The following is a 16,111-nucleotide window of genomic DNA, read 5'->3' on the forward strand; positions in this document are numbered from 1 at the left end:
AAACACCCTTCGACATCAAGGGCTTTACGAGAGGGCCCTCGGCTTGTGCCCATGTGTTGTATCTACTGCAGTTTATTTATGCCCGACCTGTTTAGTCAGTTGCCGTCTGATTCCGACACGCCTTCAGATCCGCCTGACCCAACGGTGCACACGGTAACCGAGCTCACGCAGGCCCTGAAAGATACGGTAGAAGACGCTTTCCCCCAAGTTCAGGTGGAGGGTGAGTTGTCGAATTTCACCCGGGCGGCTTCGGGCCACTGCTACTTTACGCTCAAGGATGCAGATGCCGAGTTGCAGTGTGTGATGTGGCGCTACCGCACCCAGCACATCTACTTTACGCCCGAAAACGGCCAGCAGGTGCACCTTACCGGCCATGCCACGGTGTATCCGGCTCGCGGACAGTTGCAATTGCAGGCGGCACAGCTGCGTTTGGCCGGGCGGGGCGCGCAGCAGGCCGCTTACGAAAAGCTCAAGCGCACGCTGCGTGCCGAGGGGCTGTTTGAGGCCGGCCGAAAGCGCGCGCTGCCTGCCTTTCCGCAACGCGTGGGCGTGGTTACATCTGGAGATGGAGCCGCCATCGAGGACATCCGCACGGGGCTGGCCCGGCGCTACCCCCTGGCTGATGTGGTGCTGTGTCCGGTGCCCGTGCAGGGACTGGATGCCCCGCAGGCCATCGCCGATGCCATCGATGCATTTAGCGCGCTGCCAGCGGATCACCCCAAACGTCCCGATGTGCTCATTGTGGGACGCGGCGGCGGCTCGACCGAAGATCTGTGGGCGTTTAACGAGGAGGTCGTCGCGCGGCGCCTGGCGGCCTGCACCATTCCTACGATCAGCGCGGTGGGCCATGAAACCGACACCTCCATCACCGACTTCATTGCGGATGAGCGCGCCGCGACGCCCTCGGCGGCTGCCGAGCGGGCGGTGCCTGATGGACGCGGCCTACGCCAGACAGTGCGCACGTTGCATCGGCAGATGCGCACGACGCTGCAGCAACGCCTTCATCGGTACAGACGCTCTGTAGAGCAACTGCGCAACGCACGAGCACTGCAAACGCCCCGCACGCAACTGGACTACCACCGGCAGCACCTCGACCAGACCATCGCCCGCATGCAGCGTGCCATGAAGCAGCGACTGACTCATCTTCAAACACAAACCGAGAGCCTGCATCGTCGTCTGCACAGCAACGACCCCACGCGTCCGCTTGCGCGTGGCTTTGCGCTCGTCACGCAGCACGGCGACCCGGTGACTGCCGCCGCCGACCTCGACGCCGACGCGTCAATGCAGCTTCGCTTTCACGATGGAACGCGCACTGCACAGCCGCTCTCCAATTCGCCGGATGACGCCTCTGATGAATGAAGCGAACGAACTGCACCTCCCTCCAATGCATAGTGTTCATGTGCTCATGACCACCCCGAACGCCTTCCGTGTCCTGCCGCTGTAATCATGCCCGCCCCACTCTCGGTCACTATCTCGCTAAGCCCCACCCAGCGCCTTGACACGCTGGACGTGTTCACGGCACTGCGAGCCGAGCATCCCTCGTTCTTGACGAACTATCCGCGGGTGCTACTGGCATCGCATCATACCACAGCGGGGCTGCTGGATGCTACGATGCGCGCCCGATTGCAGGAGGGGGAGGGCATTCAGGATGTGCTGGCGCCCTACCGCACGCTGTTTCCGCCGCATGCCGGATACGCCCATGATCGCATGGCCGACCGAGACGAGCTCAGCCCGGTTCAGCGGCAATGCGAACCACGAAATGCCGATGCGCATCTTATCTATTTGGCCGCGGGGATGCGCAACACCCGTCTGTACACCACCGCCACGCCGCATCCGCCCGTATTGGTTGACCTGGATGGCATTAACAATGTGACGGGCACGCGCCGCACGCGTTACGTTACCGCCATTGGGCTGGAGGCGGAAACAACGCTGCTTCATCGCACGCTACAGCCTCCCCACCCGCATCATCCACCGGCTGTTGACTTAACCCCTCTGCTGAGGCGGCAATTGAGAACCTTGCCACATCCCGACGCTAACGACGCGGTGCGCTACGGACGCCTGCAGGTGGCGCTGCCTGATTTGATGCCCCATGCGGCGCTCGTGGTTAACGAACACGAACCCTTGCTTATGGAGCATGATGTGGCACAGATGCTACACGACCCGTCGTTTGCGGCCCCGTCGGCAGCGTCGGTCCATGCGGCTGCGGGTGCCTCATCGGTGCCCCAGGCGGAGCCGCCCGACAGCCCTTCGTCTCCGAAGGACGCCCTGCGACTGCCGCGCACACTGAGCATCCCATTTGTGCCTGCCCCAACCCATTCGTGTGGATACCGACTGGTGCTCGGGCGCTACCAGCGTCCGCTTTTGCTGCGGTGGGGCGGCCCCTCGGATGCTTGCCCGCTGATGTGCATGCTTACACAGTTTGCGTAGCCGCCTGCACGGGAGCGGGGTGCAGCGTGGTTTCGGGGTCGAAGAGGCGCACATCGCGCAGCTTGAGCTGTAGCGAGGTACGGCCTTTCCACGTGTTCTCATCGACGGTCGCCACCAGTTCGATGGGCGTACCGGTAGACTGGCTCTCGGCCAGCACCGACTGCTTGTCGGCTTTGTTGAACCCAATCACATCGAGGGTGGGGCCGTCTTGAGCATCGGCAGGCGCTACGGTGAACTTCAGATGGGCGTTGCTGCGTCCTACCGTGCGTGGGCGCCCGGCTACCCGAAGCGGACCCAGGTGGAAAACAGGGCGCGGGTTGGTCGGGCCAAACGGACCAAACTGCTGGAGCACGGCCCAGAAGCGGCCATCGGCGCGGCCAATGGTTTGCAGATTCACATGCGCATCCACCTTGATGGTAGGCGTGAGCAGTTCGGGAGTGATGCGCTCGCTGATGGCTTCGTTGAACCGGTCGCGCAACGCCGATACGTTCGCCTCAGGCAGCGACATCCCAGCGGCGTAGTTATGCCCGCCGAACTGCTCCAGCACATCCTCACAATCGGTGAGCGCGTTGTAGATGTTCACCCCGCTGATGGATCGGGCCGAGCCTTTCACCATATCGCCGTTGCGCGTGAGCATGATGGTTGGCTTGTAGAAATCCTCCACGATACGGCTAGCCACAATGCCAATGATGCCGAGATGCCAGTCGGGGTCGTACAGCACCAGTGCGTGACTGGTACGGGCCGTGATGTGACGCTCGGCCTGCTCGGCGGCCTCCTCACGGATTTGCTCGTCGATGGTGCGGCGTTCTTTGTTGAGCTGCTCCAGCTCCTCGGCCAGCGGGCGGGCGGTGGGCACGTCGGAAGCCAGCATCAACGACACCGCCTTTTCAGCGTGCGCCATACGTCCGGCTGCGTTGATGCGGGGGCCGATGGTGAACACAATGGTGCCCGTGGTTTTGACCGTGTCCAGATCCATCTCGGCAGCCTCGGCCATCGCCTGCAAGCCCGGGCGGGTACTGTTGCGCAAGGCAGCCAGCCCCTCTTGCATCAGGATGCGATTTTCGCCGTGCATGGGCACAATATCGCTAGCGATGGAGATGCCCAGCAGATCGAGATAGGCGAAGACCTCCTCTTCCGATTCGTGGCGCAAATGCTGGGTGGCCTGCAGCAACTTAAACCCGACACCGGCCCCCGAAAGTTCGTCAAACGGATAGGGGCAATCGTCACGTTTGGGGTCGAGCACCGCGTACGCGTTGGGGAGCGTATCCTTTGGCGTGTGGTGATCGCAAATGATGAGATCGAGCCCCTGCTCGCGGGCGTATTCCGCTTCGGCATGTGCCGTGATACCGCAATCCAGCGCTACGATGAGCGAAGCCCCTCGATCGCGTGCCGCGTCAATGCCGCGCTGCCCCAGCCCATAGCCATCTTCGTAACGATCGGGGATGAAGAACGACACATCGCACCCCTGCTTGCGCAGAAAGTCGGTGCACATGGCCGTGGCCGTGGTGCCATCCACGTCGTAATCGCCATACACAAGCACCGATTCGCCCGTTGCAATGGCTTTTACGATCCGTTCAGCTGCCCGCTGCATGTCTGCCATTTCGAAGGGATCGTGCAAGGCATCGCGATTGGCTCGGAAAAAGGCACGTGCCTCTTCGAACGTGGATACGTTGCGCAGCGCCAACGTGCGGGTAAGCGCAGCAGGCAGGTCGTTAAGGCGGGGCTGCAGTCGAGGCACCACCCCAGGGTCGTCTAACGTCCGTAATATCCAGCGATAGGTCATAACATGCAACGTAAAGAGACAAACATACGGCGGAGCAGGGAGCGAAGCAGATCCCAAGAATCTGTTTAAGAGCGTCTTGATGGCAAAAGCAATAGCGACGATGCGCTATACCAACACGTACGGTATTTCTGCTGGCCCACTTGATAGCCAAATATATGACACAGTGAGGACGATGTCAGGGAAAGACGGGTGGGTGTTTGAGTTTTCACTGGTGTCTTTTCCGTTTGTAACGGTTTTGGGAACGTATAGGTGGGCAGAACGATTGCCTATTGCCTACCATGTGTCCGATTTGAAACTAGCTTACCGTGTGCTCCCTATGAGAGATATTTCACGCGAGTTGTTTTGTGAATCGGCCTTCCTGTCGCTACGTCCCCCACACGCGTGGTGAACAGCCACTTATCACATGGTGATGGATTCATAGCCAATGGCCAATGGCCTTTCATTCTGCGAGATGTACTTGCAGCTTGTTTTCCCACCTTGTATGTTGCTGTAAGCGCAGCCATTCCTACCCCACCTTATCTCGTACCATTGTGCCACTGCTACGTGCTCTGCACTGTCGTTCTTCCTTCACGATAATGATGTTGTAATGCAACGCTAGGTCCTCTCACGGTCTGCCCTCATGTAGACTTTGACCTTTTCCATGTGTACTTGCACAGTTCCGCATAGAAAGGTGCAAGTTTCCCCCTCGTTGTGTTCTGTTTTGCATATTGGAACGTCGGTTTTTGCCTATGGCTGCCATCCGAATGTTCTGCGGAACGACCGGTCGAATCCGTCTCCTAAAGAAATGACCACTTACCTTCTATAGATTCCATGAAGATCTCCACGCTCCAAGAAAAAAAGCTTGATGAGCTTCGAACTATTGCCCGCGAGATGAACCTGTCGGGTTATTCGAAGCTTCGCAAGCAAGACCTCATCTATCGTATTTTGGAAGCGCAGGCTGAAGGAGCGTCTGCTCCTGATGCAGAAGCTGAACCTGACGACAGCTCTGCAAACGGCACGTCCGAAGACGAGGCTACCGAGTCGTCGGAGGCCGAGTCGTCATCGCAGCGGTCGTCTGATCGTTCATCAGGCCGCTCGTCTGAACGCTCGTCGGGGCGTTCATCGGGGCGTTCATCGGGACGCTCCTCACGAGGCGGGTCGTCGAGCCGGGGCCGAGGAGGGCGTTCGTCCTCCTCAAGCCGTTCGTCTCGCTCTCGCGGAAGCCGCCGCTCCTCGCGCCGGTCGCGCCGTGAAGAACGCCTGTATGGCGACCGCCCCGACTACATGGCCCGCTACGATGCCGACCAGACCGAGCTGCGCGGCATGATCGATAAGCGGGGCATGCTCGAAGTGCTGCCTGACGGATACGGCTTCTTGCGCTCCGACGAGTACAACTACGAGTCGAGTCCCGATGACATCTATGTGTCGCCCTCACAAATCAAGCGATTTGGACTGCAAGAAGGCGATACCGTAACGGGCAAAGTACGCCCTCCTAAGGAAGGCGAGAAGTTTTTTGCGCTCATTCAAGTCGATCTGGTGAACGGAGCGCCGCCTACCGATGCCGAAGAGCGTGTCGATTACGAGCACCTTACGCCTGTTTTCCCGAATACGCGCCTCACGCTCGAAACCGAATCGGACGAGTACGGCACGCGTGTGCTTGACCTGTTTGCGCCCATTGGTATGGGGCAGCGTGGATTGATTGTGGCACCGCCTAAAGCTGGAAAAACGGTGCTCTTGCAGAAGATTGCTGCGGGCGTCACGAAAAACCACCCCGATGCCCACCTGCTGGTGCTGCTCATTGATGAGCGTCCCGAGGAGGTGACGGACATGGATCGCAACGTAGAGGGTGAGGTGATTGCTTCCACCTTCGACCGGGAGCCGGCTCGTCATGTTGATGTGGCAGAGACAACGCTTTTGAAAGCCAAGCGTCTGGTTGAGTCAGGCCAAGACGTCGTCATTTTGCTCGACTCGATCACCCGTCTTGCTCGCGCGCACAACGCAGTGGCTCCCAGTCAGGGGCGTACGCTCTCGGGCGGCGTTGAAGCCGGTGCGTTGCGCGGCCCCAAACGCTTCTTTGGAGCCGCTCGCAAGGTAGAAGACGGCGGATCGCTTACCATCATCGGCACTGCTCTGGTTGATACGGGCAGCCGGATGGATGAGGTGATCTTCGAAGAGTTTAAGGGAACCGGCAACATGGAGTTGGTTCTCAACCGCGAGATGGCCGACCGGCGCATCTACCCTGCCATTGATCTCCTCAAGTCGGGCACCCGCCGCGAAGAGCTTCTGCTCGATAAGCCGACGCTCAAACGCATCTGGATCATCCGCAAGCTGATTGCCGATATGGATCCGGCTGAGGCGATGGAGTTTATGCTCGACAAGATGCGCGGCACAGAAAACAATGAGGAGTTCCTTGAGAAAATGAACTCTTAACCCGCGCTGCCAGAACCGGGTGCATGCTGTTCTCTACTTGCCTCCTTCTGCTTGCCTCCTCCAGTACGCCTCAGTGCTCCTTTAGCACTGAGGCGTATGCTTTTGGGGGGATGGCCTCTCTGCACCGCCACGCGTGCTGGGATGCTCTAGTGGAAGACTCCAGCATTCCCACCACCTGGTTTCTGGTTTCTTTTACCTTGGGTCGTTACGTCGGACGCAGAGCGTCCATTCGTCCGTCGCGACGCAGAGCATCGCGACGAGAACGCGAGAACGCGAGAACGCGATTGCATTCACCCTGCTGAGCGTCGGGGGCGCAAGCGGTTCCCGGCTATGGATTTTGCTCACATTGCGGCGTTCCGTAGCCCGAGATCAGGAGCGGAGCGCTGGGAGCACCGCGACCGAGTACTCCTGGGTGCGGATATCCCGGACGGTCATTGACCTGTGTGTGACAGCGCACTTACCAATCAGAAGTGGCTTGGGTAAAGATATCATCAGCCAACTCCTCAAGAGCAATCGCACTGGCCTCTTCTTGTCCCCCTAGTCCTTCTGCAGGATCGTAGTTAGATTGGCCGGTAAAGGCCCGGCTCAAGAACGATTCGTCGTTCACTTGATCAAGATACTCGACCTGTACATTGATCGTGACGCGGTTTGCCGTAGCGCGATCATCTCCGCCTACGGTCGTGGGCTGGCTGCTGTATCCGTCGATACGCACATCTAGCACCGCATCAGCTTCGGCGGTGCGGGTGGTCAGCGAAAGACGCGTTTGATCTACAAACCGTTCAATCAGTAGATCGGTGAGGTCCTGGTCTAGCGCCACGAACGGACTATTACTCCGATCATCGACAAGGGGAATCGCTATCGTTTCGATATCGGACGGAATGGTGGCTCCGGTAAAGCTGTAATAGGTGCATCCGGATGTCAGCAGCACCACAGCAAGAACGGCCCCGACGCCAAGCCGGGTGAGGTGGTGTATGGAAGAAGTCAACAAGCCATCGTCTGTCATTCGATGTCGTCCATGTCTTTGAGTTTGCGGTACAAGGTGCGCTCGCTGATGTCAAGCGCTTCAGCAGTTTTACGCCGATTGCCTTCAAACTTTTCCAGCGCGCGCCGAATGAGTTCGCGCTCGGCCTCTTTAATGGTTGGCAGCGGCATATCTGCCGACCGTGACGGCACAGAGGAGGGCGTGCCCGCATTGCCCGATGGGGATCCCTCGACTTCATAGACAACGTCTTCGATGAGGGAGTCGTAAGGCGCCTCGTAGGAGTCGTCGTACGATTCGTCGTACTCGGTATCATACTCCTTCTCGGGCGGAGCAGGATCGCTGGGCGAGGGGCTACGCCCCGATGGATCGGGATTGCGCATCACGACAAAGTCACTATAGTCTTGCGGGAAGTCGGTTCGCTCGGCAATGCGCCGAGGAACCACCACGCCAATGTTAGAGGCTAATGCCCGCAGTTGATCTTTCATCTCACGCATCTCCATGCGCATCTCCAAAATAGCACGATAGAGCAGTTCACGCTCATGCACATCGGGACCGTCCTGCTCATCGTTGTTGTTCACACGCATCAGCGTGGTCGAAGAGGGCGCATCGTCGATATCGCGCAGGAAGGGCTTCAGGTCGTCTTCGGTCACCGTGTTACCGCGCAGCAGCACAACCGTTTGCTCGGCAACGTTACGCAGTTCGCGCACATTACCGGGCCACCGGTAGGCGGTGAGTACCTCTTTGGCGTCGTCGGTCAGCGACTTGGGATGCGATTCGTATTCTTGGGTGAAGCGGTGCAGGTAGGTGTCGAAAATGGGAAGGATATCGTCGGGACGTTCGCGCAGCGGGGGAATGTCGATGCGCACGGTGCTAAGGCGGTAGTACAAATCCTTGCGGAACCCGCCCTCCTGCACCTCGGTGGCCAGGTTTTTGTTCGTCGCGGCTACCACGCGCACATCCACCTGTTGCTGCTGCGAGGATCCTACCCGGCTGAACTGACCGGATTCAAGAACCCGAAGCAGCCGTACCTGGGCTTCTTTGGGCATCTCCCCAATTTCGTCGAGGAAAATTGTCCCGCCGTCGGCCTCTTCAAAGTATCCATTTCGCTCCTGCACCGCGCCGGTATACGCTCCTTTTTCTGCCCCGAAGAGTTCACTTTCAATGAGGCCTTCTGGGATCGCCCCACAGTTAACAATCACCATCTTTTCGTGACGGCGGCGACTTAACTCGTGGATGACCTGGGCAATCAGTTCTTTGCCTACGCCGCTTTCTCCTTGCAGCAGTACCGTAATGGTTGTAGAAGCGACCTGCCGGGCTCGGTCAATCACGTTTTTTATCGCCTCTGAGGTCCCGACGATGCCAAAGCGTTCTTGGATAGAGGCACGATCCATAATGTACAGTCGATAATGAGTGGAAACGCTGACAGGATGCAATTGGTCTGCCTTTATGACACCCATGCCGTCTTGTGAGGATCCATCGCCTCCTGTGAGGATCCTTCGCTGCGCTCGCAATGACATGATTGTGGGTTATTCTTCGGTACGTTAGAGATCCGAAGATTGACCTGTGACAGAGTACTATTACTGTGTCACAGATCAATGTTGGAGTTCAGGGGGTGTGAGAGCCTGCCCGATGATAATAACAAAACACCTGTCCTCTCGTGGCGATGCACAACAGGCATGACCTTACGGCCCCTCTGCGTCGCCACGCTTGCCGGGACGCTCCAGCACTCCTAATCCACCACCCGGTTTCTTTACCTCGGGGGGGTACGTTGGACGCAGAGCGTCCATTCGTCCGTCGCGACGCAGAGCATCGCGACGAGGACGCAAGTGGGAGTTCGCCTCCGGTTGCGTTGTGTATACACCATATCTCCTCTGAGGGGGACGTGATGAACGCCTTCCACGGTTCCTTCCTCCTCGCCTCCTCGGGGAGGAAGGGTAGGATGAAGGGGAAACCAACCGGCAATCCCCAAAACCATTGTTGAGGTCACTTATTGCTCTGTCACATGTGATTGTTTGGGTGCGGAGATCGTGCCCAATTCTGCGTCCCAGCCCCCTCCCAAAAACCCGTCATGGTGAGCGAAGGCCGACGGAGGAGGCCCATGTAGCCGCCGAATGGCATTCGGTGGAACCATCTCCCCGACGCTCAGCAGGCTCTGATCGATCGAGCAGCCCTGCCCATTTCGAGGGAGATTGTTACTCACTGCCTTCGTCAGTCGCTTCGCTCGTGTCAGACTCCGCACCTGCTAGACGCAGTTGCTCCGCTCAAGATGACAACATTAAAACGAGGTCGTTGCCCACCCTAACAGAGCACTATGAGAACAGCTTCTAAAAGATATGATGGTGATCGGACGACATGCCGTAACGACGTGGCGTAGCCGCAGCAATCTATACGTACAGGATCCATACCTCCCCATACCAAGATGTTTGACACGCAGCCCCTGTCATCATCAGGCGCCTCCCAATATACGCCAAAGGTTCCTTGAACCAATGGAAGGGGTTGCCTATACTATGAAATCCAGTATCAAGCAGCTTCTTAGTTTCCTTTGTTGGTTTCTCCGCTCGACGACTCTTGCGTTCTATGGTTACAGACACCTATGCTACCCCAGCTGCAACGCGCCAGCATACCCCCGAGCCGCCCGCGGAGCGAGATTTAGCGCTACCGTCTCTTTTTTCTGACTCTTTCTGGAAGCGCTTCCGAGAAGGGATAGAAACCTTTCCGGCTCCTGTTATCACGTTGGATACGGCGGGAACGATTCAAAATATCTCCGCTGCTGCCCGGCGCATGCTACGCTACGCGCCCCATGAAACCATCGATTCGTACTTCTTCACCCATGTGCATGGGCACAACATGCACCGTGTGATGCGGGATCTGGCCCACATGGTGAACGCGCACACGCAACGAGCCTCCTGGTTGGTGCGGCTACAAACCGCCAAAGGCCGGTGGCGCTGGTTTCGCATCCACGTAGCTAACCGCCTCAATGCCGCCGAGGAGTGTATTCTGCTTCGCTTGCGTCCGGCCTGAACGCCCGGCCTGAACCCCTTTGTGAGGCTGGCGACCCATCCTCGTCTATGAATCCGCCCAAGACGATGGAATTCACTGGAACCAAGAGCAACGAGGGGCCATATCCGTGACGAGGCGTTATACTACTTCCTACGTGTGTTCTTCATACGTAGCCTCATGGGTCTGCTGTCATGCATAGCCTGGCCCGTGCCTGCTGGTTTTCTGCGAGGCTCATCCTGCTATTGGCATTCTGCTCTATTGGTATGTGTAACGATCCCCCTCCCCCGAGTGCAGACCATACATCCAACGACGAGACGCCCTATGGGTGGATTGATGAATGGCTCTGTGAGTATGTCGATGGGACGATGGACCCTGCTCAAGAGGCGGTGTTTACCTCATATGTCGAGGCCAATCCCGATCTTAAGGCCCACATCAAAGAACTGAAGCGCACACGCGCATTGCTTGGTCAATGCGGCATGCCAGATCCTCCCCCCACGAAAGAAACGCAAAACCGTGTGTGCGACCACGTTGAATCAGATCTGCTTCGCTCGCGCCTTTCTCTTACCGAAGCGCTTAGCACACGGCCTCGGTTTACCGCCGGACTCTTTGTCTCTGTTCTCGCCGCTCTGATGATTGGCGTTGTCGTTGGATCAGCAACCGTTGCCCCGTCGCCCTCCTCGCCTGCTTCCACGTTTTCTGATCGAGCCATGCCCAATCAAGGCATGAACGACCGGGCGGCCCTGCCTGCTATGGCGTTGCCTTCCATGGAGAATGCCCCCCAATCGGCAACCGCTATTCCGACCAGCCCTCTCCCACGTCCCGCTTCGCTCGATGCGTGGACGGTTCCTGTGGATGCTGTCGATTCCCTTCGTGATGAGCCCACACTGGGCGTTGTACGAACCCAGCGCTAACTACACCCACACTTTTGCCAGTTCTTGACGCACGGGTCGGCACAACGGACTTCGGTCTTCGTGTATAACTAGACCGCATGACCAATGCGGGCCTTTAGCTCAGGGGTTTAGAGCGTTCGCCTCACACGCGAAAGGTCCCTGGTTCAAATCCAGGAAGGCCCACAACGCATCTCTCTATGTGTCTGTTGATCAACTCTTTACCCAAACAAAAGTAGCACACAGGAAGAACGGCTTCCCCTGTTGAGACGGGTACGCGTCGCGGTTGGGCCCGCTCAAAAGTATGGTCTGCTGATGTGCGTTTTTCCCCGTACGGCACAGCTCGCCCTTCACATCAAAATTGCTTCAATCAGAAAAGAAGCCTGCAAAGACATCGTGGGCTTCCTATCTTAAAGCCTATCCGCTCTTTCCCCTTTGTGTACTGGTTCCATGGCTGCTTCAACGTCTCCTGTGCCAACTTCCCTACCACATGCCCCCGATGTTACCCCCGAGCTGGCCATTGAGCACGGCCTCACCCACGAAGAATACGAATGGATCGTTGCGTTTCTAGATCGCACGCCCACCTTCGTTGAGTTGGGCATCTACTCGGTGATGTGGAGCGAACACTGCTCATATAAAAACTCGCTGGCGCTCCTCAAGACGCTGCCCAACGAAGGGCCTGACCTACTCGTAGAAGCTGGCGAAGAAAACGCTGGGCTCATCGATTTTGGAGACGGTCTCGGTATTGCCTTCAAGGTCGAGAGCCATAACCATCCCTCGGCTGTGGCCCCCTATCAGGGAGCTGCCACCGGCGTGGGCGGCATCCATCGGGACATTTTCACGATGGGGGCTCGCCCCATTGCGGCACTCGATTCGCTGCGCTTTGGCTCGCTTGAGGATGACCGCGTGCGCTACCTGCTCGACGGCGTTGTGCGGGGCATTGGCGACTACGGCAACTCCTTCGGCGTGCCTACCGTAGCGGGCGACGTGTACTTCGACGATGCCTACGCCGGCAATCCGCTTGTGAATGCAATGAGCGTCGGCACCGTGCAGGCCGATGCCATTGCATCAGCAGCGCCGCAACACGCCGGAAGCGCCGTCTACATCGTGGGCGCTTCCACCGGTCGCGATGGCATTCACGGAGCCACGTTCGCCTCAGAGGAGATTTCTGAAGAGAGCGAGGATAAGCGTCCCAGTGTGCAGGTGGGCGACCCGTTCACCGAAAAACGGCTGCTCGAAGCCACCCTCGACGCCATCAAAGCCGATGTGGTGGAGGCCATTCAGGATATGGGGGCGGCAGGTATCACAAGTTCGTCGTTTGAGATGAGCGCTTCAGGCGAATGCGGCATGGAGCTTCACCTCGACCGCGTGCCCGTCCGCGAAACCAACATGACGCCCTACGAAATCATGCTCTCTGAAAGCCAGGAGCGCATGCTCGTTGTATGTGACCCGGACGATGCCGAGGAACTCGTGAGCATCTACGGTCGGTGGGATCTGCAGGCCGAGCGCGTGGGCACAGTCACCGATACCAACCGCGTGCGCCTCTACTGGCATGACACGCTTGTGGCCGATCTTGACGCGGCCCACCTCGATTCGGGTAGCGGCGCCCCGGTGTATGAGCGCGAAACGGAGCGTCCTGATTATCTGGAACAGACCCGCGCATTCTCGCCCGATTCTCTTTCAGACTGCACGCCCGACACCGCGCCGACAGTCCTTCATGACTTGCTCGCAGCCCCTAACATTGCCTCCAAGCAGTGGGTGTTTGAACAGTACGACACCATGGTGCGCACCAACACCGTGGTAGGCCCCGGCCCCAGCGATGCTGCCGTCCTACGCATCAAAGACACCGGCAAAGGGCTCGCCGTGAAAACTGACTGCAACGGGCGATACGTCTATCTGAATCCACGCCGGGGGGCGGCTATTGCCGTATGCGAGGCAGCGCGCAACGTCACCTGCGCCGGCGGCATCCCCCTTGCCATTACCAACTGCCTGAACTTTGGCAATCCGTACAAGCCCGAGGTGTACTGGACGTTTGCCGAAACCATTGCGGGCATGAGCGATGCGTGCAGCGCGCTCGAAACGCCGGTTACCGGTGGAAACGTCTCGTTCTACAACGAGCACCCCGAAGGCGCCGTCTACCCCACGCCAACCATCGGTATGGTGGGACGTGTAGATGACATCCAGACGCATCCCACCACTGCTGCGGTGCAAACGCCGGGGGATGTGCTGTTTCTGCTCCATCCCGAAGGACAAGCCTACCCCAACGACATCGACGGATCGGAGTATCTGGCCACCATCCACGACCAGGTTACCGGTGATGCGCCCCGGCTCGTGCTCGACGAGGAGGTGGCTGTGCAGCGCGCCATGCAACGCCTCATCCGCAGCAAAATTGTGCAGCACGCACACGATGTATCCGACGGCGGGCTGGCCGTGTGCCTGGCCGAGTCGGCTATTCATGGAGACTGTGGCCTGTCGGTTACGCTGGACTGGCCCACCAGCACCCGCGCCGATGCCGCCCTGTTCGGAGAGGCCCAGTCGCGTATCGTGTTCTCTACCACCGAGGCTGAAGCCGCCTCTGTATCCTCCGTGGTTGAGGATCTCCCCGGAGTGACGGCGCACCGTATCGGACGCGTAGAAGGCGAAGCCGTACGCATCCAGGATGCCGACGATACCATCTGGATAAACACCGCCGTGCGCACCCTCAAAGACGCCCACGAAGATACGCTACCTGCATATATGAACGCCGAACATGAAGCTACGTCGGCTCATTGAGAACAAACACACACAAGGAATCCATTCCACAGGCCACAGGTACATATAACCTGTAATGACAGCGCCCAATCGATGGGTAGCCTCTGATGTGTAACATCCGGAGGCGTTGCGCATCGTAGAACCAACTTCGCTCATTTGCTTGCCCAACCGCTTGCTGCTATGGATACGCCGACCAACGGACACGCGCCCGATCTTTCCGCTTTTGATGGCATTGATGAAACCGATGCCGAAATGCGTCAGGTCGTTATTGTGGGAACCGGTCCGGCTGGATGGACAGCGGCCCTGTATGCCTCGCGTGCCAACTTAGAGCCGCTCGTGTTCATGGGTCCGGAGCCCGGCGGGCAGCTTACTACCACCACAGATGTAGAAAACTATCCCGGCTATCCGGAAGGCGTCATGGGGCCCGACATGATGCAGGACTTTCAGGCCCAGGCTGAGAAGTTTGGAGCCGAGTCGCGCTACGGGGTCGTTACGCACGTCGACTTTAGCGAGCGTCCGTACCGGCTTTTGATCGACGAGGAAACCGTTGTGTACGCGCAGGCCGTCATTATTGCCACCGGGGCGTCGGCCAAGTACCTTGGGCTCGAAAACGAACAGCGCCTGCTGGGCCATGGGGTGTCTGCCTGTGCAACATGCGATGGCGCGTTCTTTCGCGATGAAACCGTAGCGGTGGTGGGCGGTGGCGATAGCGCCATGGAGGAAGCCATGTTCCTCACCAAGTTTGCCAACGAGGTGCGCGTCATCCACCGTCGCGACGAGCTGCGGGCCTCTCAAATCATGCAGGAGCGTGCATTCGACAATGACAAAATCACGTTCGTCTGGGATACCGAGGTTGTGGATGTACTCGGTGACAACGAAGTCGAAGGCATTCGGGTTATCAACAATAACACCGAAGAAACCTACGTCATGGATGATGTGACGGGGCTGTTCATTGCCATTGGCCACACGCCCAACACGGGTCCGTTTGAAGGCTGGCTGGATATGGATGAAAACGGGTATATCGAAACGAAGCCGGATTCTACTTACACCAATATCCCTGGCGTATTTGCTTCGGGCGATGCGCAGGATCACGAATATCGGCAGGCGGTAACCGCGGCGGGCACGGGCTGCATGGCGGCTATTGACGCCGAGCGCTGGTTGGCCGAGCATGGTACCATTGAAAACGTGCGCACCGAAACTGAATATCACGCCACCCCGGCGGAGTCATCGAATCCGGCATAACCATTGCCGGTACAGCAAGTCCATAAGATGTCTCATGAACGAATAAGAGATTCCGTGTTGTATTCGCGCCCTATTCGGGCTTTGTGCGTATGCCTCATCGCTTTTTTTCTGGTACTGGCTGGATGTGCAGAGGACAATCCGCCGTCTGACACCGAAGAGGCCGCTGCGCCGGTTGCTGCTGTTGAGGACACGACTCCGTCTCCAATGCTTGACGACAGCGAAGACCTAGACGCCCGGCTTGCCAACCTGTCAGCAGCTGCCGAGGTAAAAAAGGCGCTGGCCCGCGACCGGGAGCTGCGGCAGTTTGACTTTGACCCAGCGGTTGAAGGGGGCAGGCTTGTGGTGCGCGGCGATGTGGATACTGAAGCGCAGTATGACCGCACCGCACAGGTAGCCCAGCGTGTTCTAGAGGGAGTTGCCATCACAAACAATGTGACCGTGCTGGGCGAGGCGATATCACGCGACGCCCCCGGACCGCCTGAAACGGTGGTACGCAATGAAAGCAGCTCTCTCGACAACCAAACTGGACTGCAAACGCCGAACGCCCCCGGCTCCACACTTCAGCGGGGGCTCCCGTCTCCCTGACGGGATGGTTTGCAAGCAGTCCGCGGCTATGGGATTCACGGGGAT

General features: G+C 58.4%; 11 protein-coding genes and 1 tRNA gene. 9 read left to right on the plus strand and 3 right to left on the minus strand.

The features are described 5' to 3' along the window. The first annotated feature begins 78 nt into the window (after positions 1-78). Both xseA and ACZ5AL_RS12440 read left to right on the plus strand, forming a co-directional pair. A complete protein-coding gene (xseA, locus tag ACZ5AL_RS12435; RefSeq protein ID WP_464510763.1) occupies positions 79-1,359 on the plus strand; it encodes an exodeoxyribonuclease VII large subunit in 1,281 nt (426 codons plus the stop codon). Between the two features lie 87 nt (positions 1,360-1,446). Next, positions 1,447-2,427, plus strand: coding sequence for a hypothetical protein (locus tag ACZ5AL_RS12440; RefSeq protein ID WP_464510764.1), 981 nt, complete (start codon positions 1,447-1,449; stop codon positions 2,425-2,427). Here the strand turns inward: ACZ5AL_RS12440 and recJ are convergent. After that, entirely contained in the window at positions 2,411-4,210 is a 1,800-nt protein-coding gene (gene recJ / locus ACZ5AL_RS12445; RefSeq protein WP_464510765.1) for a single-stranded-DNA-specific exonuclease RecJ, read from the minus strand. The genes ACZ5AL_RS12440 and recJ overlap by 17 nt on opposite strands. Before the next feature lie 810 nt (positions 4,211-5,020). Between recJ and rho the strand changes: the two genes are divergently transcribed. Further along, the gene (gene rho, locus ACZ5AL_RS12450) at positions 5,021-6,619 is read left to right on the plus strand and encodes a transcription termination factor Rho (RefSeq protein WP_464510767.1); all 1,599 of its coding nucleotides are present in this window, start codon (positions 5,021-5,023) and stop codon (positions 6,617-6,619) included. Positions 6,620-7,076: 457 nt separating this feature from the next. On the opposite strand, the gene ACZ5AL_RS12455 is transcribed toward rho, so the two are convergent. Both ACZ5AL_RS12455 and ACZ5AL_RS12460 read right to left on the minus strand, forming a co-directional pair. Next, entirely contained in the window at positions 7,077-7,604 is a 528-nt protein-coding gene (locus tag ACZ5AL_RS12455; protein WP_464510768.1) for an LptE family protein, read from the minus strand. Between the two features lie 14 nt (positions 7,605-7,618). Beyond that, complete coding sequence (locus ACZ5AL_RS12460; protein ID WP_464510769.1) at positions 7,619-8,992, minus strand: sigma-54 interaction domain-containing protein; 1,374 nt, start codon at positions 8,990-8,992, stop codon at positions 7,619-7,621. Between the two features lie 1,186 nt (positions 8,993-10,178). Here ACZ5AL_RS12460 and ACZ5AL_RS12465 point away from each other — a divergent pair. The 6 genes from ACZ5AL_RS12465 (at position 10,179) to ACZ5AL_RS12490 (ending at position 16,066) form a co-directional block, all read left to right on the plus strand. Further along, complete coding sequence (locus tag ACZ5AL_RS12465; RefSeq protein ID WP_464510771.1) at positions 10,179-10,622, plus strand: PAS domain-containing protein; 444 nt, start codon at positions 10,179-10,181, stop codon at positions 10,620-10,622. Between the two features lie 242 nt (positions 10,623-10,864). Continuing rightward, a complete protein-coding gene (locus tag ACZ5AL_RS12470; RefSeq protein ID WP_464510773.1) occupies positions 10,865-11,512 on the plus strand; it encodes an anti-sigma factor family protein in 648 nt (215 codons plus the stop codon). Positions 11,513-11,600: 88 nt separating this feature from the next. Beyond that, positions 11,601-11,674, plus strand: a tRNA-Val gene (locus ACZ5AL_RS12475). Positions 11,675-11,938: 264 nt separating this feature from the next. Beyond that, positions 11,939-14,260: a phosphoribosylformylglycinamidine synthase subunit PurL gene (gene purL, locus ACZ5AL_RS12480; RefSeq protein ID WP_464510774.1), complete on the plus strand. Its 2,322-nt coding sequence runs from the start codon at positions 11,939-11,941 to the stop codon at positions 14,258-14,260. Between the two features lie 159 nt (positions 14,261-14,419). Further along, positions 14,420-15,481, plus strand: coding sequence for a thioredoxin-disulfide reductase (trxB, locus tag ACZ5AL_RS12485; protein WP_464510776.1), 1,062 nt, complete (start codon positions 14,420-14,422; stop codon positions 15,479-15,481). A 54-nt stretch (positions 15,482-15,535) separates the two neighbouring features. Beyond that, on the plus strand, positions 15,536-16,066 hold the full coding sequence (locus tag ACZ5AL_RS12490; RefSeq protein WP_464510777.1) for a BON domain-containing protein: 531 nt from the start codon (positions 15,536-15,538) through the stop codon (positions 16,064-16,066). The last annotated feature ends 45 nt before the right edge of the window (positions 16,067-16,111 follow it).

The sequence above is a fragment of the Natronotalea proteinilytica genome (assembly GCF_055379935.1).